Source organism: Flavobacterium sp. HNIBRBA15423, from assembly GCF_052655965.1.
Genome location: NZ_CP199751.1, coordinates 2,480,679 through 2,501,026 on the forward strand (window position 1 = coordinate 2,480,679; position 20,348 = coordinate 2,501,026).

The 20,348-nt window shown below is 29.1% G+C and carries 19 protein-coding genes and 2 tRNA genes; 8 read left to right on the forward strand and 13 right to left on the reverse strand.

The genetic code is table 11. The annotated features are described in order from the left end of the window. Nucleotides 1-102: 102 nt before the first annotated feature. Both ACULEV_RS11125 and ACULEV_RS11130 read left to right on the forward strand, forming a co-directional pair. Nucleotides 103-687 carry an acyl carrier protein phosphodiesterase gene (locus ACULEV_RS11125; protein WP_445455129.1) on the forward strand — a complete coding sequence of 195 codons (585 nt, stop codon included), beginning with the start codon at nucleotides 103-105 and terminating at the stop codon, nucleotides 685-687. Nucleotides 688-735: 48 nt separating this feature from the next. Further along, nucleotides 736-2,562, forward strand: a complete 1,827-nt coding sequence (locus tag ACULEV_RS11130) for a chloride channel protein (protein WP_445455130.1) — start codon at nucleotides 736-738, stop codon at nucleotides 2,560-2,562. A 150-nt stretch (nucleotides 2,563-2,712) separates the two neighbouring features. Here the strand turns inward: ACULEV_RS11130 and ACULEV_RS11135 are convergent, their stop codons facing one another. The 6 genes from ACULEV_RS11135 to proS all read right to left on the reverse strand — a co-directional run bounded on the left by ACULEV_RS11135 (nucleotide 2,713) and on the right by proS (nucleotide 7,268). Further along, the gene (locus ACULEV_RS11135) at nucleotides 2,713-3,144 is read right to left on the reverse strand and encodes a hypothetical protein (RefSeq protein WP_445455131.1); all 432 of its coding nucleotides are present in this window, start codon (nucleotides 3,142-3,144) and stop codon (nucleotides 2,713-2,715) included. 51 nt (nucleotides 3,145-3,195) lie between these two features. Beyond that, a complete protein-coding gene (gene typA, locus ACULEV_RS11140) occupies nucleotides 3,196-4,992 on the reverse strand; it encodes a translational GTPase TypA (RefSeq protein ID WP_445455132.1) in 1,797 nt (598 codons plus the stop codon). 152 nt (nucleotides 4,993-5,144) lie between these two features. After that, a complete protein-coding gene (rpsT, locus tag ACULEV_RS11145; RefSeq protein WP_445455133.1) occupies nucleotides 5,145-5,396 on the reverse strand; it encodes a 30S ribosomal protein S20 in 252 nt (83 codons plus the stop codon). Nucleotides 5,397-5,552: 156 nt separating this feature from the next. Continuing rightward, a tRNA-Glu gene (locus tag ACULEV_RS11150) sits at nucleotides 5,553-5,624 on the reverse strand. 14 nt (nucleotides 5,625-5,638) lie between these two features. After that, nucleotides 5,639-5,710: transfer RNA gene (locus tag ACULEV_RS11155), tRNA-Glu, on the reverse strand. Between the two features lie 79 nt (nucleotides 5,711-5,789). After that, complete coding sequence (gene proS, locus ACULEV_RS11160; RefSeq protein ID WP_445455134.1) at nucleotides 5,790-7,268, reverse strand: proline--tRNA ligase; 1,479 nt, start codon at nucleotides 7,266-7,268, stop codon at nucleotides 5,790-5,792. A 99-nt stretch (nucleotides 7,269-7,367) separates the two neighbouring features. Between proS and ACULEV_RS11165 the strand changes: the two genes are divergently transcribed. From ACULEV_RS11165 to rimO, 3 genes are all read left to right on the forward strand, one after another. Beyond that, entirely contained in the window at nucleotides 7,368-8,327 is a 960-nt protein-coding gene (locus ACULEV_RS11165; protein WP_445455135.1) for a hypothetical protein, read from the forward strand. 54 nt (nucleotides 8,328-8,381) lie between these two features. Continuing rightward, a complete protein-coding gene (locus ACULEV_RS11170) occupies nucleotides 8,382-9,869 on the forward strand; it encodes an OmpP1/FadL family transporter (protein ID WP_445455136.1) in 1,488 nt (495 codons plus the stop codon). 164 nt (nucleotides 9,870-10,033) lie between these two features. Next, nucleotides 10,034-11,344 (forward strand): 30S ribosomal protein S12 methylthiotransferase RimO, encoded by a 1,311-nt coding sequence (rimO, locus tag ACULEV_RS11175; protein ID WP_445455137.1) that lies wholly within the window; start codon nucleotides 10,034-10,036, stop codon nucleotides 11,342-11,344. Between the two features lie 63 nt (nucleotides 11,345-11,407). Here rimO and ACULEV_RS11180 read toward each other — a convergent pair whose 3' ends face one another. The 5 genes from ACULEV_RS11180 to ACULEV_RS11200 form a co-directional block, all read right to left on the reverse strand. After that, the gene (locus ACULEV_RS11180) at nucleotides 11,408-13,651 is read right to left on the reverse strand and encodes a serine hydrolase (protein WP_445455138.1); all 2,244 of its coding nucleotides are present in this window, start codon (nucleotides 13,649-13,651) and stop codon (nucleotides 11,408-11,410) included. Between the two features lie 115 nt (nucleotides 13,652-13,766). Continuing rightward, nucleotides 13,767-14,099, reverse strand: coding sequence for a hypothetical protein (locus ACULEV_RS11185; protein ID WP_445455139.1), 333 nt, complete (start codon nucleotides 14,097-14,099; stop codon nucleotides 13,767-13,769). Beyond that, nucleotides 14,096-14,671: an RNA polymerase sigma factor gene (locus tag ACULEV_RS11190; RefSeq protein ID WP_445455140.1), complete on the reverse strand. Its 576-nt coding sequence runs from the start codon at nucleotides 14,669-14,671 to the stop codon at nucleotides 14,096-14,098. Before ACULEV_RS11190 ends, ACULEV_RS11185 begins: the two co-directional genes overlap by 4 nt. Then, the gene (locus tag ACULEV_RS11195; RefSeq protein WP_445455141.1) at nucleotides 14,668-15,000 is read right to left on the reverse strand and encodes a hypothetical protein; all 333 of its coding nucleotides are present in this window, start codon (nucleotides 14,998-15,000) and stop codon (nucleotides 14,668-14,670) included. The genes ACULEV_RS11190 and ACULEV_RS11195 overlap by 4 nt, the downstream gene beginning before the upstream one ends. Nucleotides 15,001-15,052: 52 nt before the next feature. Further along, nucleotides 15,053-16,135 carry a serine hydrolase domain-containing protein gene (locus ACULEV_RS11200; protein ID WP_445455142.1) on the reverse strand — a complete coding sequence of 361 codons (1,083 nt, stop codon included), beginning with the start codon at nucleotides 16,133-16,135 and terminating at the stop codon, nucleotides 15,053-15,055. Nucleotides 16,136-16,352: 217 nt separating this feature from the next. Here ACULEV_RS11200 and ACULEV_RS11205 point away from each other — a divergent pair, with 217 nt between their 5' ends. The 3 genes from ACULEV_RS11205 (at nucleotide 16,353) to ACULEV_RS11215 (ending at nucleotide 18,040) form a co-directional block, all read left to right on the forward strand. Continuing rightward, the gene (locus ACULEV_RS11205; protein WP_445455143.1) at nucleotides 16,353-16,592 is read left to right on the forward strand and encodes a 4a-hydroxytetrahydrobiopterin dehydratase; all 240 of its coding nucleotides are present in this window, start codon (nucleotides 16,353-16,355) and stop codon (nucleotides 16,590-16,592) included. A 109-nt stretch (nucleotides 16,593-16,701) separates the two neighbouring features. Next, nucleotides 16,702-17,691, forward strand: coding sequence for a metal-dependent hydrolase (locus ACULEV_RS11210; protein WP_445455144.1), 990 nt, complete (start codon nucleotides 16,702-16,704; stop codon nucleotides 17,689-17,691). Between the two features lie 112 nt (nucleotides 17,692-17,803). Continuing rightward, nucleotides 17,804-18,040 carry a YdcH family protein gene (locus tag ACULEV_RS11215; protein WP_445455145.1) on the forward strand — a complete coding sequence of 79 codons (237 nt, stop codon included), beginning with the start codon at nucleotides 17,804-17,806 and terminating at the stop codon, nucleotides 18,038-18,040. 106 nt (nucleotides 18,041-18,146) lie between these two features. Here the strand turns inward: ACULEV_RS11215 and ACULEV_RS11220 are convergent, their stop codons facing one another. Both ACULEV_RS11220 and ACULEV_RS11225 read right to left on the reverse strand, forming a co-directional pair. Beyond that, on the reverse strand, nucleotides 18,147-19,094 hold the full coding sequence (locus ACULEV_RS11220) for a glycoside hydrolase family 5 protein (protein WP_445455146.1): 948 nt from the start codon (nucleotides 19,092-19,094) through the stop codon (nucleotides 18,147-18,149). Then, nucleotides 19,095-20,300, reverse strand: coding sequence for a glycoside hydrolase family 27 protein (locus ACULEV_RS11225; RefSeq protein ID WP_445455147.1), 1,206 nt, complete (start codon nucleotides 20,298-20,300; stop codon nucleotides 19,095-19,097). Between the last annotated feature and the right edge of the window lie 48 nt (nucleotides 20,301-20,348).

Sequence of the window (20,348 nt, forward strand, 5' to 3'; positions counted from 1 at the left end):
AGATAGGAAGTTGAAGGTGAAAAAAAAATTTGGTAAATTTCACTATATTTACGATTATTAATAAATATGATATTCGAAAACGTAATTAAAAAAATATAAAGAATGAATTTCCTAGCTCATATTTATCTTTCTGGTGACAATGATTTAATAAAAATAGGAAATTTTATGGCCGATGGCATTAAAGGTGATAATTATAATGACTTTCCAAAAGATATAAAAAAAGGTATTCTACTTCATCGAGCAATTGATTCATTTACAGACACACATCCTATATTTAGAAAAAGTAAGCATCGTCTTCATGAAAAATATGGTCATTATTCTGGTGTAATAATGGATATTTTTTATGATCATTTTTTAGCAAAAAACTGGAATAATTATTCCTCTATTCCATTAGATACCTATGTTTCCAAATTCTACCATTTGTTAGATACAAATTTTGACAAATTAACTTTAAAAATTCAAAAAATGTACCCTAATATGGTAAAACAAAATTGGTTATTAAGTTATGCTAGTATTGATGGAATAGGTACAATTTTATACCAAATGGATTATCGTACTCAATTTCAGTCAAAGATGCAATATGCAGTTGAAGAATTACAATTATTTTATGACGATTTTGAACAAGAATTCACTATATTCTTTGAAGATATTCAAAAAATGGCATCAGAAAAAATAATGAATGACTAGTGTATATTTTAATTAAACCCTAACTTCGCAGAAATTTTAAATTTTCTAATGTCTACCAAGAAGAAGAAATCAATTATTCAATTAGTAAGCAAAGGATTTAAACGATTAGAACGATTAGTTTTTATTCTAAAATCTTTACTTACACCTAGGCAATTTATTTATTTTTCTTGTGTTCTCGTTAGTACATCCTCAGCTTTAGCGGTTATTTTATTAAAAGCATTTGCACACTTCGTTTATAACTTTGCTCAAAATCTTAATAATTCACTTCATTTACCTTATAGTAATAGTATATTACCAATAATTGGTATTCTTGTAACAGTAATTATTGTAAAAAAACTATTAGATGGCTCCATACAAAAAGGAACCTCTCATATCATGTATGCAGTTGCTAAAAAAGGAGGAATAATGCCTGTCAAGCAAATGTATTCTCAAATACTAACTAGCTCATTTACTGTTGGTTTAGGCGGAAGTGCTGGATTAGAATCTCCCATTACAATAACTGGTGCCGCATTCGGAAGTAATTATGCCCAAAATTACAGACTAACTTATAAAGATAGATCTTTACTTTTAGCTTGTGGTGTAGCATCGGGAATTGCTGCTGCATTTAACGCTCCTATAGCTGGAGTCCTTTTTGCGATCGAAGTGGTTTTGGCAGAGATAAGTATAACTGCCTTTATTCCTATTATGATTAGTGCTGCAACAGGTGCATTAGTATCAACAATAATTTTAAACGAGTCTATTTTATTGGTTTTTAAACAAGGAGAAGCTTTTGATTATCATAACATACCTCAATACATCATCCTTGGACTTCTATCTGGTTTTATGTCTATTTATTATGCCAGAATTTTTAGAAAAGTTGAACATCATTTTGCTAATCTAAAAATGGGTAATTACAGAAGAGCTTTGTATGGAGCCTCTTTATTGGCAATCTTAATTTTTTTATTTCCATCATTATTCGGTGAAGGATATGAAAGCATTAAAACTTTAGCTAATGCTAACCCTGAAAAGATTTTAGAAAACACCTTATTAAGTGATTATAAATCTAACAGTTGGATACTTCTATTTTTTGTTGGAATAACTATGATGATAAAAGTATATGCTACTGGTTTAACATTAGGTTCTGGAGGAAATGGAGGTAATTTTGCACCCTCTTTATTTGTAGGTTCTTATTTAGGTTTTTTCATTGCTCAACTTTCTAATCTGCTAGGAGTAACAAAGCATCTATCGGTAAGTAATTTTACTTTAGTTGGAATGGCTGGTGTTTTAAGCGGTTTATTTCATGCACCCTTAACTGCAATTTTCTTAATTGCAGAAATAACAAGTGGTTATGATCTAATGGTACCGTTGATGATAGTATCGTCTGTTAGTTTTGCTATTTCTAAAAGATTTGAACCTCATTCTTTTGATATAAAACATCTCGCAGATAAAGGTGAGGTTTTTACCAATGATAAAGATAAAAACATATTAACATCATTACACATTTCAAATTTTATACTAACCAATTATAAAGTTGTTCAAGAATCAAATTCATTAGAAAATTTTGTAGAAATTATTAAATATTCAGATGATGTTGTTTTTCCTGTACTTAATGAAAAACAAGAGTTTTTAGGATTAATATATTTAGATGACAATAAAATTAGATCAATAATATTTTCAGCTTTTAAAGTCAAATATACTTCAACACATGAAATCATGCAGGCTCCAAAAGAAATTATTTTACACAATGATAGTATCGAAAATATTTTAGATAAATTTGAAAAAACAGACACCTCAATATTACCTGTATTTAAAAATGGTTTGTTCTTTGGATTCATCCATAAAACTATGATTCTTGAAAGATACAGAAGTCAATTAAAAGAAATGGTAATAGAATAATTTTTTTATTCATTTTTAAATTCTAAATTTATTTTTTCCAAAACTTTTAAATCGCATTTACAAATCAAAATTAATAAAACTTATTATAGCCAAAAAAAAGCCATATTAATTAAAATATAGCTTTTTTCTATTTTTTTATTTGCAATAGAATTAAAATTTCCAATCAAATTCATCCTGATTATTAAAAACAGCTCCAAGTTCAATTTTAAAAACTAAATCATAATCCACGTTTACAAATAACCAATTGTCTTCAAAAAAATAATTTTCAGTTCCATCAACAACCTCTGTTTCAAAATCAGATAATTTATTTTGGTTTAATAAATTTTGTATTTCACTCCAAGGTTTACCAATTATTTTTGAATCAAATAATTCCAATTCATTGTTTGTAGAAGTGATATAACCCAATCTTAACTCTTCTTCATCATAAAATGTCAATCTCATTTTATGGTCATTATAAACATATACAATATTATCTTCATCATCATTATATTGCTTATTAGGTTTTCCATAAATAGCTTCTACATCTTTTTGTTTCATTCCAAAAAGTAATTGACCAATCCCATATTTTAATTTTACTTTCATAACTTTTAGGTATAAAAAAACTGCCTTTTTCAAGGCAGTTTATAATTTTAATTATATTTTAAAACGTTTTCTATCATTCTCATTTAAATAAATTTTACGTAAACGTAATGATTTAGGAGTAACTTCTACATATTCATCTTTTTGAATATATTCTAAAGCTTCCTCTAAAGAGAACTTAATTGCAGGAATAATTCTTGCTTTATCATCAGCACCAGAAGAACGAACATTTGATAATTTTTTGGTTTTAGTAACATTAACAACCATATCATCACTACGTGTATTCTCTCCAATAACTTGACCTTCATAAATGTCTTCGTTAGGATCAACGAAAAATTTACCTCTATCTTGTAATTTATCAATAGAATAAGGAATTGCTTTTCCATTCTCCATAGAAATTAATGAACCACTATTTCTTCCTGGTATATCTCCTTTAAACGGTTGATATCCAATAAAACGGTGAGCCATAATTGCTTCACCTGCTGTAGCTGTAAGTAACTGATTACGTAAACCTATAATACCACGAGAAGGAATGTTAAATTTTACTATCATTCTATCACCTTTACCTTCCATACTCAACATTTCTCCTTTTCTAACAGAAACAAATTCAACAGCTCTTCCTGAAAGATGTTCAGGTAAATCAATAGTTAACTCTTCTATTGGTTCACATTTTACTCCATCAATCTCTTTGATAATAACTTGTGGTTGACCAATTTGTAATTCATATCCTTCTCTTCTCATTGTTTCAATTAAAACCGACAAGTGAAGTACTCCACGACCAAAAACCATAAACTTATCAGCAGAATCAGTTTCTCCAACTTTCATTGCAAGGTTTTTCTCAAGCTCTTTAGTTAGTCTATCTCTAATGTGTCTAGATGTAACAAATTTACCTTCTTTACCAAAGAAAGGAGAATCGTTAATTGTGAATAACATACTCATAGTTGGCTCATCAATTGCAATAGTTTGCAAAGCTTCTGGGTTTTCAAAATCAGCAATAGTATCACCTATTTCAAATCCTTCAACACCAACAATAGCACAAATATCTCCAGCTATAACTTCTTCTACTTTTCTTCTTCCTAAACCTTCAAAAGTATGTAGTTCCTTAATTCTAGATTTTATTATTTTACCATCTCTCTTTACTAAAGAAATTGGCATTCCTTCTCTTAAAATTCCTCTCTCTAAACGACCAATAGCGATACGCCCAGTAAAACTAGAAAAATCCAAAGAAGTAATTAACATTTGAGGTGTTCCTTCAGAAACTTTTGGAGCAGGTACATTCGCTAAAACCATATCTAATAATGGTTCTATATTTGAAGTTTGATCTTTCCAATCATCAGACATCCAGTTATTCTTTGCAGAACCATAAACAGTTGGAAAATCTAATTGTTCCTCAGTAGCACCAAGTTCAAACATTAAATCAAAAACCTTTTCATGAACTTCCTCTGGTGTACAATTTTCCTTGTCTACTTTATTAATAACAACACAAGGTTTTAACCCTAAATCTATTGCTTTTTGTAAAACAAAACGAGTTTGAGGCATTGGTCCTTCAAATGCATCAACTAATAGACAAACACCATCTGCCATATTTAATACACGTTCAACTTCTCCTCCAAAATCCGCGTGACCTGGAGTGTCTATAATATTAATCTTAGTTCCTTTATAGATTACAGATACATTTTTAGAAGTAATAGTAATTCCTCTTTCACGTTCTAGATCGTTGTTATCAAGTATTAAATCACCTGTGTTTTCGTTTTCACGAAATAATTGGCAGTGATACATGATTTTGTCAACCAATGTAGTTTTACCGTGGTCAACGTGTGCAATAATTGCGATGTTTCTAATAGATGTCATTTAACTATTTTTTTGAAGGTGCAAAAGTAAAGTTTTTTTTTGGATAAAACACTATATATGAATTAAGTAAATTATAAATAACATAAATATAATATACAAAAAAGCTCCCGAAAGAGAGCTTTATATAGATTTTTAGAATTATAATTAAATAATTATAATGATGCAACGTGTTTTGTTAATTTAGATTTTAAATTAGAAGCTTTATTATTATGAATAATATTTTTCTTAGCTAATTTATCAATCATAGAAATTACAGTAGATAACTTTTCAGAAGCTTCTGTTTTGTCTGTAGCTAAACGAATAGCTTTGATAGCATTACGAGTTGTTTTGTGTTGGTATCTATTTAACACTCTTTTCTTCTCGTTACTTCTAATTCTTTTTAAAGCAGATTTATGATTTGCCATTTTGTTCTTTTTTTAATTGTAATAATGTTATAAACTACTAGTTAAAAAAGAAAAACCTCCCACAATTACTAAATAATCACTTTGGTTTTAACTAATAAAACAAAATCTTGAGACACTAAAATTTTATTTTACAAAACTATTTCACAACTAATCTAGTAGCCCGTAGGGGAATCGAACCCCTCTTACCAGGATGAAAACCTGGCGTCCTAACCGATAGACGAACGGGCCTTGAGATATTTTTGTAGTCCGTACGGGAATCGAACCCGTGTTACCAGGATGAAAACCTGGCGTCCTAACCCCTAGACGAACGGACCATTATTTCTCGAATGCGGATGCAAAACTACAATTTTTTTTTATTCTCACAAGCATCTTTCGAAAAATTTTTATTTTTTTTTAATAAGCCTTAGCAAATAAGACTCTCCCTACTGAAGGAGCTCCAGAAAACACACATTTTCCAGCTTCCTCAACTCGATCTAAAGGAATACATCTTATTGTTGCTTTTGTTAAATCTTTAATCATTTCTTCTGTTTCAGACGATCCATCCCAATGTGCAGAAATAAAACCTCCCTTGTTTTCTAAAATGTCTTTAAACTCTTCAAAAGAATTAACTTCAGTAGTATGTTCTGTTCGATAGTCAACTGCACGATTGAATAAATCTCTTTGTATTCTTTCTAATAAATTTTGAAGATAAATAGCTATTCCATCTTTCGCTACAACTTCTTTCGTTAAAGTATCTCTCCTTGCAACTTCATAAGTTCCATTTTCTAAATCTTTAGGACCTATAGCTAAGCGAACAGGAACACCTTTCAATTCCCATTCAGCAAATTTGAATCCTGGTTTGTGAGTATCTCTGTCATCGAATTTAACTGATATATTTAGTTTCCTTAATTTCTCTACTAACTCATTTACTTGTTCTGAAATAGCTTTCAGTTGCTCGTCCGTTTTATAAATTGGAACAATTACAACTTGAATAGGAGCTAAATTAGGAGGTAAAACCAAACCATTATCATCTGAATGAGTCATTACCAAAGCTCCCATTAAACGAGTTGAAACACCCCAAGAAGTACCCCAAACATATTCTTGTTTCCCTTCTTTGTTTGCAAATTTCACATCAAAGGCTTTAGCAAAATTTTGTCCTAAAAAGTGAGATGTCCCAGCTTGAAGTGCTTTACCATCTTGCATTAAAGCTTCAATACAATAGGTTTCTTCAGCTCCAGCAAAGCGTTCCGACTCAGTTTTTAATCCTTTTACAACTGGAATAGCCATGAAATTTTGAGCAAAATCAGCATACACATTCATCATTCTCTCAGATTCTTCAATAGCTTCTACTTTAGTTGCGTGCGCAGTATGCCCTTCTTGCCATAAAAACTCCGCAGTTCTTAAAAACAAACGTGTTCTCATTTCCCAGCGCACCACATTTGCCCATTGATTTATTAATAAAGGTAAATCTCTATAAGACTGTACCCAACCTTTATATGTGCTCCAAATAATTGCTTCACTAGTAGGTCTAACAATAAGTTCCTCTTCTAATTTTGCTTTAGGATCTACAATAAGTTTTCCTTTATTGTCAGGGTCATTTGTTAGTCTATAATGCGTAACAATAGCACATTCTTTAGCAAAACCTTCTGCATTTTTTTCCTCTGCTTCAAACATACTTTTTGGAACAAAAAGAGGAAAATAGGCATTACTATGTCCTGTTTCTTTAAATTTTTTATCAAGTTCAGCTTGCATTTTTTCCCAAATTGCATAACCATATGGCTTGATTACCATACATCCTCTCACTCCTGAATTTTCGGCCAAATCAGCTTTTACAACTAATTCGTTATACCATTTCGAATAATCTTCTGCTCTTGTTGTTAAGTTTTTGCTCATTATCTAGGTTTTGGCATAAAATTTGTTTATATTTATTTTAACTAAATAGTTCCACAAAACTAACTATTTTTGTGATGTCCAACAATAAAAAAAAACGTTATGAAAGCTAATCTACCATTTTTAAGAAAAATTCACTTGTTTTCCTTAATCGGAATTCTAAGTACATTGGTCATTTCTTGTGGTTCATACCAAAACTCATCATATTACGATAATGATGGTGTTTATGGCTCAACCCAAAGAAATGAAAACAATGTTGAAAATAAATATTCTGAACAAAACATGGAGCAATCCAACAAATATTCAGAACAATTTAGAAACATGCAAGATGATTATACTTATTTTACTGATGTTGAAGATTATTCTTCCGAATCAAATGACACTGTAGTAACTGTATATCGAAATTATGACAACAACTCACAATATGCTGGCTGGGGAAATAATGCGAGCAATGTAACTGTTAATTATTACGACAATTGGGGTTGGAACAATTGGTATTCACCATATTGGGGAATAGGTTGGAATAATTGGTACGGCTCTTATTGGGGAATGGGTTGGAATAACTGGTATGGACCTAATTGGGGAATGGGATGGAACAATTGGTATGGACCAAGCTGGGGATGGGGTTGGAATTCATGGTATGGTTCAGGTTGGGGTGGATATTACAATCCCTACTATTCAGGCTATTATGGCAGAAATGTAGTATATAACTCTGGTAGAAGAGGTGGCTCAAGTTATTACTCTTCTAACGGAAATAGATACAGCAACTACAACAACGCAAGAAGAAGTAATACTTCAACAAGAAATAACTATAATACTAGAAACTCAGGTACTAGAAATACATATTCTAATACAAGAAACTCTTCTGGTACTAGAAACACTTATTCAACACCAAGGAATAACTCTACTAGAACAAATACATACTCAACACCTAGAAGTTCTTCAACTAGAAGTTCAGGTGGAAGCTATACTCCATCAAGAAGCTCAGGTTCTTCATCTGGAGGAGGAAGATCATCTGGAGGAGGAGGACGCTCAGGTGGTGGAAGAGGCGGAAGAGGATAAAATAAATCAACTAAAGTTTAAAAAATAAAATCTAGATATTAGAATAGAATTGCTATGAGAAAATTTTATATACTAGCCTTGTTTTTATCCTTTTTTAATGGGATAAGTCAAGAAACGACAACTCAAGACGCGTTACGATACGCAACTGAAAATCTTACAGGAACAGCTCGATTTAGAGCCATGAGTGGTGCCTTTGGATCATTAGGTGGTGATTTATCAGCAATTAATGTTAATCCTGCTGGTTCAGCCCTTTTTAATCACAATATGGCAAGTATAACAGCAAGTAGTTTTAACACAAAAAACAACTCTACTTATTTTGGAAGAAATACTTCTGAAAATTACAACATTCTTGATTTAAATCAATTAGGTGCTGTATTTGTTTTTATTGATACTAATAATGATAGTAATGATTGGAGTAAATTTTCAATTGCTATTAATTATGAAAACACTAATAATTTTGATGATCGATTATTTTCAGCTGGAACGAATACAAACAATAATACTATTGGTAATTATTTCTTAAATTTTGCACAAGGAATACCTGTTAATGTTCTTGATAACTTTTCATATTCTGAACTAAATTTTCCTGAGCAACAAGCTTATTTAGGATACAATACTTATTTATTTGATCCAGATTCACCAAACACTTACACTAGTAATATTCCTCCTGGTAGTTTTTATCAAGAGAATTACATAGTAAGTACTGGTTATAATGGTAAATTAACTGGAAATTTTGCCACTTCTTACAAAAATAAACTTTACTTAGGTTTAAATTTAAATGCACATTTCACAGACTATGTAAGACGATCAACAGTTTATGAAAGAAACAATAACAATCCAAACTTAGGCGTACAAGAAATTCAATTTGATAATGAACTATACACTTATGGAGCTGGTTTTTCCTTTAATCTAGGAGCAATTTATCAAGCAACAAAAGATTTAAGAGTTGGTATTTCATACGAATCTCCTACTTGGTATCGATTAAATGATGAGTTATCTCAAAGATTATTGGCTGTTTCTACAGATGGTCCAGACACATTTACTGATAATTTTAATCCAAATGTAATTAATGTATATCCAACATATAGATTACAAACTGCTCAAAAAGTTACCGGAAGTGCATCTTATGTATTTGACAAAAAAGGATTAATTAGTATAGATGCATCTATGAAAGATTATACGAGTACAAAATTTTCTCCAAGCAACGACCCAGCTTATGTTGATATTAATTCTGACATGAATAGCAATCTTAAAAATGCATTAGAATTAAGAATAGGCGGTGAATATAGAATTAAACAATTTAGCTTAAGAGCAGGTTATCGATTTGAAGAAAGTCCATTTAAAGTAGATTATGCTATGGGAGACTTAACAGGTTATTCTGGTGGAATTGGTTTTAATTTTGGAGAAAGCAAACTAGATTTAGCCTATTCAAATAGTCATAGAAACTATAATCAAAGTTTTGTTTCTTCAGGAATGAATGATACTTCTAGAATTAGAACTATACAAAATAATGTAACACTTACCTACTCTATTAATTTTTAAAATGTAATAAAGTAAGTATTTATTCAAATCCTTCTTAATTGAAGGATTTTTTTATGTTTAAAGTTAACCCCATAGTCCAGATGGTAGAAACTTTTAAAAAACTCTTAAGCGCTAGTGCTTCTAATGGATAATTTTATGTAATTTTGCACCTCAATTTTAAGTATATGAGAACCAAATCGTTAAAGAAAAATAAAATCAATGTAATTACACTAGGATGTTCTAAAAATGTCTATGATAGTGAAGTTTTAATGGGTCAACTAAAAGCTAATGGTAAAGAAGTGACTCATGAAGCTACAGAAGATGAAGGAAATATCATTGTAATTAACACCTGTGGTTTTATTGACAATGCAAAGGAAGAATCGGTGAATACTATTTTAGAATATGCTGATAAAAAAGAGCAAGGTTTGGTTGACAAAGTATTCGTTACCGGATGTTTATCAGAACGCTATAGACCTGATTTAGAAAAGGAAATTCCTAATGTAGATCAATTTTTTGGCACAACAGAATTACCTTTGTTATTAAAGGCTCTTGGTGCAGACTATAAACATGAATTAATAGGAGAACGTTTAACAACTACTCCAAAAAACTATGCCTATTTAAAAATTTCGGAAGGTTGTGATAGACCTTGCAGTTTTTGTGCAATTCCTTTAATGAGAGGAAAACATGTCTCTACTCCAATTGAAAAATTAGTTATTGAAGCTGAAAAATTAGCCAAAAACGGAGTTAAAGAATTAATCTTAATTGCTCAAGATTTAACGTATTATGGTTTAGATATTTATAAAAAAAGGAACTTAGCTGAATTATTAGAAAATTTAGTAAAAGTTGAAGGTATAGAATGGATTCGTTTGCATTATGCATTCCCAACTGGTTTTCCAATGGAAGTATTGGACTTAATGAAAAAAGAACCAAAAATTTGCAATTATATTGATATTCCGTTGCAACATATTTCGGACAGTGTTTTGAAATCGATGCGAAGAGGAACTACCTATGAAAAAACAACCACTCTTTTAAAAGATTTTAGAAAAGCAGTTCCAGAAATGGCAATTCGTACTACTTTAATTGTAGGTTATCCAGGAGAAACTGAAGAAGATTTTCAAATTTTGAAAAATTGGGTTGAAGAAATGCGTTTTGAACGTTTAGGTTGTTTTGCTTATTCTCATGAAGAAAATACACATGCTTATAGTCTTGTTGATGACGTTCCAGATGAAATAAAACAACAACGTGCAATGGAGATTATGGATATTCAAGCACAAATTTCATGGGACTTGAATCAAGAAAAAATTGGTAAAGTGTTTAAATGTGTAATTGACAGAAAAGAAGGAGAATATTTTATAGGAAGAACTGAATTTGATAGCCCAGATGTAGATAATGAAGTTCTTGTAGAAGCATCAAAGCATTATTTAAAAACAGGTGACTTTGTAATGCTAAAAGTTACTGATGCTACGGAATTTGATTTGTATGCAGAACCAGTTTAAAATTAAATTTGGCTAGTCAGTTCTAAATAATTAATGTAAATTATTTAGAACTAGCTTTTTAAGTTATTGAATTTCATTTAAAATTAGCTCTGTAATTTCAAACTTTGGGAATTCTCCAGTGTTGTTTAACAATATTATTGTTATTCCTTCGTCAGGTTGTTTCAAAAACATTGTATAAAATCCTAAATCTGTTCCTGGATGGTATATAATTTTATGTTTCTTTGATTTTGAAAACATATATTTATCTATCATCCATCCATATCCATAATTTGCATCCCAATCTATATATTCAGCTCTAGGTAAGAATAAAACAGATAACAATTCTTGAGATATTAATTGCTCAGTTTGTAATGCTTTACTCCATTTAAACAAATCTTGTGCTGTTGAAACAATTCCTCCAGAACCTCCAACATTTTTGAAATTATATTTAGGTTCAACTTCATCATATAAATATCCAGAAACTAAATTAGAAGGTTGCTTTGTTCCAAAATAAGTATCTTTCATGTCTAAAGGTGCAAAAATCCTTTGGTTTAAAACATCTCCAAAATTTGTGTTGGTTATTTTTTCAATAATTAGGCTTAAAATTGTGAAATTTGAATTTGAATATTCAAATTTACTACCAGACTCAAAATTTAAATCATCACTACAAAATAGATTTACAACTTCTTCAATGGAATACTCATTGGACAAAATTTTCGTTGTATATATTTTATTATTAAAAAAATTTGGAATACCCGTTTTATGACTTAATAATTGATCTATAGTTATATTTTTATGAGGGTAATTGGGAAGAAACTTACCTATAGAATCAGTAAATTTTAATTTATTTTCATTTACTAATTGCAAAATAAGCATTGCAGTAAAAGTTTTAGCTGTAGAACCTATTCTAAATTGAGAATCTTTATTATTTTTGGTAATATCATTATTGTAACTTTTTTCTAAAATAATTTGTCCTTTATAAGCTATTAAAGCATTACCATTAAATATTTTTTTCCTATTGTAGAAAGTTAATATTGAATCAATCCTTGTTACTTTATCCTTAGCTATTTTATTCAATTTATTTTCAATTTCAATTTTGTAACTATTCGCTTTATTATTTGCCTCAAGTTGTTCTGCAATTGTATTAAAATTGGTTATGGGTAAAATAATTGTGTACTCTTTCCAAAAATCTGCATCATAGATAGAGTTTTGTTCTTCAACTAATTTTTTATCCCCTAGAGTTTCGTTCTCTGCAAATGGCTGAACATCATCTGTTTCAATTTTTGTCACCAAATAATCTACTCTTGTATCTGTTTTAAAGTTGTAATGTTGTCTATCACTTTTAAATGTAAGTGTTGCATCATTACCCACATTATTTAAGTAAAAATAGTTTCCTCTTTTGCTGTAATAAATTTGGAAATCATTTTTTTGCATGGTAATATTAATGCCTAATACTTTCATCAAAGCTCTTTCTGCTCCATTACCATATTTATGATAAGCCATTCCTTTTGGACTTAATCCAAAATTAAAATAAACAAAAGCAAACGTTTCTTTATCTATAAGCACATAACCTTTATATCCAGCTTTTTTAACTTCCTTTTGATCAAAACTAATTTTATAAGATGCTTTTCCGTTTACCAATTCTGTACCTGCTATTTTAAAATTATGTAACTTCAATCCCTTGTCATTAAATAAATCAATTGCGTCAATATTATTCACAATATCAAATTCATAAATTCCATTTGGTTTTAATCCTAAATCAATACCTCTTGAAGCTTTTTCATCTTTAATCGCACGCATCTTTTCTAGTTTAAATTGCTGATAAGGCTTATTTTCTTTAGATTGATAAATATCAAATACTGCTTCTGATAAATGAATATAACTCTTGTCTTTTTGTGAAGATACTCTATAAAAACCTTTAATTTTATATGGTTCTAAATCATAATTGTTTGGAATATTTTGTATAGCCTTTCTCACAATTGAATTAGCTGTATAAGTAGTCACTACGACTTCATTTAATGAGGTTTCTTCTTCTTCCAAATAAACAACAAGCTGATTCTTTATTTCTGAAATGGGAATTCTCTTTGTTTTATATCCAATATACGAAATTGATAAGCTATCGTTTTTCATGATTTTTGGAATAATTATTTTAAACTCTCCTTTACTATTAGTTAGTGTTCCTATATTATTATTTATAACAGAAATAGTTCCATAAGGTAAAACCTCTTTATTAGATTCACTATAAACAGTACCGTTTATTATAATTTCTTGCCCATAAAATATAGTTGCATAAAAAAGTATTACAATTACTAAAAATAAATTTCTCATTAAATTTTGTGTAGTTTTTAATTTATAAGGTGCTAAAGTCTTTACGATTAAAATCTAATTTATGTCTATTTTTTTAATCTACTTAAAATATAACTATTTTTTAACCTTATAAACTCTAAGACAAATTAGCAATTGAGTTTTTGAGTTTAATTAAATGGTTTAATCCAATTAACAAGAAGAATGTAATAAAAACAAAAATAATTGTTTTAAAAGATTTAGTTATTATGGCATTTTTAAAAAAGACTGAGAAATTTAAATAATATAAAATCATTCCTATAATAAAAAACAGTATTATGCTTATTCCTATAATAAAACGAAATGATAAAAAAGAAATATTTATATTTTGATTCTTTTTTGCTTCAATCTGCATTATTATTTTATCGGTAAAATCATCAGAAACTGATATTTCACTCTTCTTTAAAATAGACTTTATTTGCTCTTCTTTCATAATAAATACTTTATTTCATTACCTAATAATTTTTGTAGTTGAAATTCCATGTTCATTCGACCTCTATGTAAATCAACTTTTATTTTAGATTTACTAAAACCAGTTATCTCTTGTATTTCAAAAATAGAGTGTTCATACAAATAAAACAAACGTAATACCAAAGCTTCATCTGATTTCATTGCATTTAATGCTATTTGAATATACTTTTTTTGATCTTCTTCTTTTAAACTTACTATTCCAGTTTTTTCATCCGTGGCAATTGAACAATTAGGAATCTTATCGATTTCTAAATGTCTTTTTTGTTGTTTAAGTGTATTATAAGCTGTATTAATTACAATACGATATAACCAAGTTGAAAATTTAGAATCTTGTTTAAATGTGTGTAATTTTTGATAAACTTTTATAAAAGCAGTCTGAACTACATCTTCAGCAAGTAATTCATTTTTTACCACTGAACAAGCTAAGGTAAGTGACACATTTTTATAAAAATTTATCAAATCTCTAAATGCTAATGTGTCACCCTCTTTGCTCCTATTTATTAATTCTATATCTCGTGTTTTATTACAATTCATTTCATTCGGATTCTCAACCAATGAGCAACTAGTAAACCTATGGAACCAAATATTAAAATAGTTCCCCAAACAAGTAAATCTGTTGTATCTTCTGATAAATCCATTGTGGTAAAAAATGTTGAAACAATAAGTCCAATACCTAAAGATAAAACAATACAACCAATATCTTGATATAGCATTTTTTTGGAATTTTCTGGAATTATCAATCCCTTTTCAATCATTGCTTTTTTTATAAGGTAAGAATACCTTGCTACTATATACACTATAACAACTATACCAGTCATTAAAAATAACGCTCCTAAAGCTTCTTCAAAATTCTCCATATTCATTTTATTATATTTTTATAACTTTTTTATCTCTTTTACTTTCAAAAATAAACCCTTAAAATTGATTTCCCAATGTAATTGAAATAGTTTTTAAAAATGGAAGCATGTTACCACAATTAGTAAATATTACAATTCCATACTCTTGTTCTGGAACAAACATTGTGTAGGCTTGAAAATCATGATTATTACCTGTGTGGAGATGCATTAGTCCATTTTTTGTTTGTTTCTGTGCAAAACCAAGTCCCCAACCAGTTTGATTTGTTTCTAATTTAATTGGATTATTATCTTTAAAATGTGTTTGCTCCTTAAGCATTTCTTCAAATAAACTTTCTTTCAAACCTTCTCTTTTTAGCATTGCAATTATAAACTTAGCATATTCGAAAGCTTCACTATGTACACTTGAAAAAGCATTAAATGTTTTTCCATTCCATCGACCTGCAACTGGTTTATTTTGAGTAGGATTACCTTCTTCGTCATGGCCAAAAACTTTATGATTGTCTAAATAATCGTTCCAAACAAAAGTGGTATGTTTCATTTGTAAAGGTTGTGTAACTTCTTTTTGAAATAATTTATTCAAGTCTTCTTTAAATCCAATACCATTCTGCATTCCAATAATAGCAGCTAAATACTGATATGCTTCTCCAGAATATGAAAAATCTGTACCTGGTTTAAAAGCCAATTTAATCAATTGATTATTAGCATGATTAGGAAATCCTGTTTGATGTGCTAAAACCATTCGAGCAGTAATTAATTTATAATCTTCTTGTGATTCTGGAGCAATACCAGGATGAGGCAAATATTGATAAAGAGGTTTATCTAAATCTATTTTACCCTTTTCAACCATTCTCATAACGAAGTATGCAAAAATAGGCTTAGAAAGAGAAGCTCCTTCAAAAAAATCTTGAGTAGTTACTAATTCTTTGGTTTTTGAATTACCAACTCCAAAAACTTTATGATAGATAATTTCGTTTTTATTAATAATTGCAATAGAAACACCTGGCAAATTATTAGATGCCATTGCATTTACAATAATTTCATCTATTTCTTTACTTGACAAAGTTTTACCATCGATTGTTTTTATATGCTGAGCAAATGAATTGGTAGTAATCATTACAAGAATAATCAATATTGTTCTCATTATTATATTTTTTAAAAAGTTCATTTCGTTTTAATTTAAATTTATTTAATGTGTTTTAGTGAATTCACAATCATAGGACAACTCGACTAATTAAAAGGTTACAAAAAATATTTAATTCATTATATTACCCATTTCACTATTATTCTAATACTATTCTTTAGCTTAGAAAAACCCTAGAGAAAATGATTTTGCCTATCTTTGAGAAAATAATAATAAAATGTGGAAAGAAATAAATAGCAGTTTAAACAGGGTTTTTGAATTTAAAAATTTCATTGAAGCTTTTGCTTTCATGACTAAAGTAGCCATGATAGCTGAAAAAATGAATCATCACCCTGAATGGAAAAATGTATACAACAAAGTTGAGATTACTTTAACTACACATGATGCAGACAACACTATCACAGAAAAAGATAGACAATTAGCAAAAGCTATTGATGATTTAGTATCCAATACATAATTTAGATTTTAATATTTTAACTTAAATTTCTCAGTTATATACTGGTTTTCCTTATCCTTTTCAATTACTTTTGGCATTAAGAAAATTATACATTCTTTAACTATCTAAAATGGATTCACTTTCGCAGATTGTTCTTGGTGCAGTAACTTTTGCAATCATAAAAGATAAAGAAATTGGTAAAAAAGCATTGCTTTATGGTGCTATTTTAGGGACAATTCCAGATTTGGACATGATTTTAAACCCATTTTTTAACCCCATTGAACAATTATCGATTCATAGAGGTTTTTCACACTCTATCTTTTTCTCTTTATTGCTCAGTTTATTATTTGCTAAATGGTTTTCTCATAAATACAAAACTTCCTATAAATCTTGGTTTTTGGCTAGTTTTATAGCCTTATTTACACATCCTTTACTAGATATTTGTACAACTTATGGTACTCGAATTTTATATCCGTTAAGTAAATCTTTTTATAGCTTAGATAATGTTTTTGTAATTGACCCTTTATATACTATTTGGCTTTTAATAGCTTGTATTGTTTTGCTTTTTATGAAGAATAACAATCCTAATAGACAAAAAATTATTAAATGGTCGCTAGTACTTTCAACTGCATATTTAATTTTTGGATTGTTTACCAATTTATATGTTAGAAATCATTTTGCTTCCGAATTAAAAAGACAAAATATTACCTACGAAAAACTAAAAATTGTACCTACACCTTTTAATACCATTCTTTGGCAAGGTATTGTAAAAACAAAAGAGGGTCTTTTTTATTCCGATTATAGTTTATTGGATAGTAAAAAAACGATATCTTTTCACTACGAAAAAAATGATGTTACCTTTCTTGAAAGTAAGCGAAAAATCAAAGCACTTGAGCCCTTTTTTAATTTTACAGAAGGTTATGCTTTAGCTCGAAAAGAAAATGGCAAAATGATGATTTACGGAACAAAATTTGGCCCAATAAACATTAAAAATGGTAAAGCTGAATTCTTTTTCCCACTTGTTTTTAATCAAGATGGCACTTATGAATTAGTTCAGAAACAACCTGACAATTATAGTGAGCTACTAAACGAATTGTTTATTCGTTTAAAAGGAAATTAATATTTTTTTAAACTTTCGGAATTACTGGACCTCATCCATTTCTAATGATAAATATCATATTCTATTCGTTTATTTGATGCTATATTTGAATAGATATAAAAAGAGAAATAATATGATAACAAAACATCAATTAATAAAAGATTTTCCAGAATTTGAAACTAAAATACATGAATTGAAGTTAGAAGATACCTATTTTAAAAAATTGTTTGAAGAATATGATGCAATAGATCATCAAATATATAAAATAGAAACAGAAATTGAACCTACTTCAGATGATGTCTTAAATAATCTAAGAATGGAACGTGTTCATAAAAAAGATGAAATTTACAATTATTTGAATCAGAACTAAGGTTTTTTTAGAAAATATCCTTAAAAAGGTATGTAAAATTACAAAGCTTAATTTTACATACCTTTTTAAGGATATTATTTTTTTTTGGAATAAACCCTCTAACTTATCATTTATTCAGGGTTCTCAAATAAGCTCTCGTTTTACTTCCCGATTCTCGTAAATCTGAAGGTTTCCAATTACCAGTTGAAGCCGCTGATTTTAATAACATAGAACAAGTTTCTTCTTTATCTGAAATTGACCAAGTAATCCAGCTCAATTTTTTGGATTCCATCCAATTGATATATTCTTGCCAAGCGACTTCATTAAGTGGTCCATCACCTGTTGCTTCAACACCAGCACTTTCGGAAATAAAAATAGGTAAACCCTTTTCCATTGCTTCATCTACTCTATCTCGTAACCATTTTTCATGAGTAGCCGCATAAAAATGCATAGTGTACATTAAATTATCATATCCTACAATAGGATCAGCAGCTGGTAAGTGTACATCTTGATCCCATTTTGGAGATCCAACTAAAATAATATTATCAGAATCATTTGAACGAATAATACGAATTACTTCTTCTGAATAAGCTTTCACTTCCTCCCAAGTTTCATGATCTGGCTCATTAAAAATCTCATATATTATATTGGGATATTTCCCATACTCTTTTGAAATTTCATTAAAAAAAGCCTTAGCTTCTTCTAAATTTACATTATGACTATGCCAATCTATAATAACATAAATATCTTCCTTTATAGCTCCGTCAATAATTGCTTTTATTTTTTCTTTGGAAAAAGAAGGATTTTCAAGATAATTATTATCACCATGTTCGATACCCATTGCAGCTCTTACTACATTACAATTCCAATCTTTTTTAAGCCATTTTACTGCTTTTTTATTATAAAATCGTGGCCATAAACTGTGCCAACCAAAACTAACCCCTCTCAAGACAATTGGGTTCCCTTTCTCATTTACTAATTGTGTTCCTTCAACTCTTAATTGACCATTCTCTTTTACAAATTGAGCTTGCAGGGTACAACTAATTAATAATAAAAATAAGACTATTCTTTTCATTTATTTTCTTTTTAAAATTAAGGTTATAACATCATGCGAGGCTAAAACAGCTTTAAAAGATTCTTTTGTAGATTTTAAATCTTTATGTTGCCAAACATCTCTAATATCATACTTAATGGTATTAAAAGAAGTTTCTAAATTGTTTATATCATCTATCACATGGTGCTTTTTCCAATCAAAATCTATTTTAATTTCTTTATTGCTTTTATTAAAAAAAGATACTGCCCAATTTCCGTTTTGAAGTGGTTTAAACCAAATTGAAAGTTCCTCTTCTTCTCTATATTTAAACCCTTGAATACCTAACGTATCTTGATTAATACTTAATAATTCTTTATTTGTCAAAATTGATAAGGTCTCTTTAGACATATTTCTAAAGTCATTTCCAGCAATCAAAGGAGAAGCCAGCATGCACCACAATGCAAAATGAGATTTATCTTCTTCAAAAGTCATTCCATTACCAACTTCCATCATATCAAAATCGTTCCAATGATCTGGTCCAGAAAATTGTCGGATATTTTTATGCATTTCTGCTATTTTGAAAAAACCCCAAGATGACCAAGTATCATGTTTAAATTCGCAATCATAACAAGGATAAATATCTCCAGAAATTCTCCATAAATTACCTACAGGTTCTGCCCAATTCCAAGGTTGGTTATCACCCCATTCACATAAACTAAATACGATAGGTCTTCCTGCTTTTTTAAGTGCATCACTCATTGTAGTATAAGCCTCTTTTGCTGTAATTCCCTCTGTATTACACCAATCATATTTTAAAAAATCGATTTCTAAGCCTGCATAAAAACGGGCATCTTGATATTCATATCCTCTAGTTCCAGGATAACCTGCACAAGTTTTAATTCCTGCACAATTATATAATCCAAATTTTAATCCTTTGGAATGTACATAATCTATTAATGCTTTCATTCCACTTGGAAACTTTTTAGGATCTGGTACTAAATCTCCATTTTTATCTCTCTCCATTGTCATCCAACCATCATCTAAAACAATATATGTATAACCTGCATCTTTCATTCCTGAAGATACCATTATATCAGCAGTTTCTTTGATTAATTTTTCGTCAATACTTGTTTCAAAAGTATTCCATGTATTCCAACCCATAGGAGGAGTAATCGCTAAATCCCTATATTTTTGTGAAAAAGAATTAAGGAACAGCAAGCAAAAAAATATATTTATTTGTATTTTCATATTATTTGTAAAAAAAAAGCATCTTAAAAAAACAAGATGCTTTTAAAA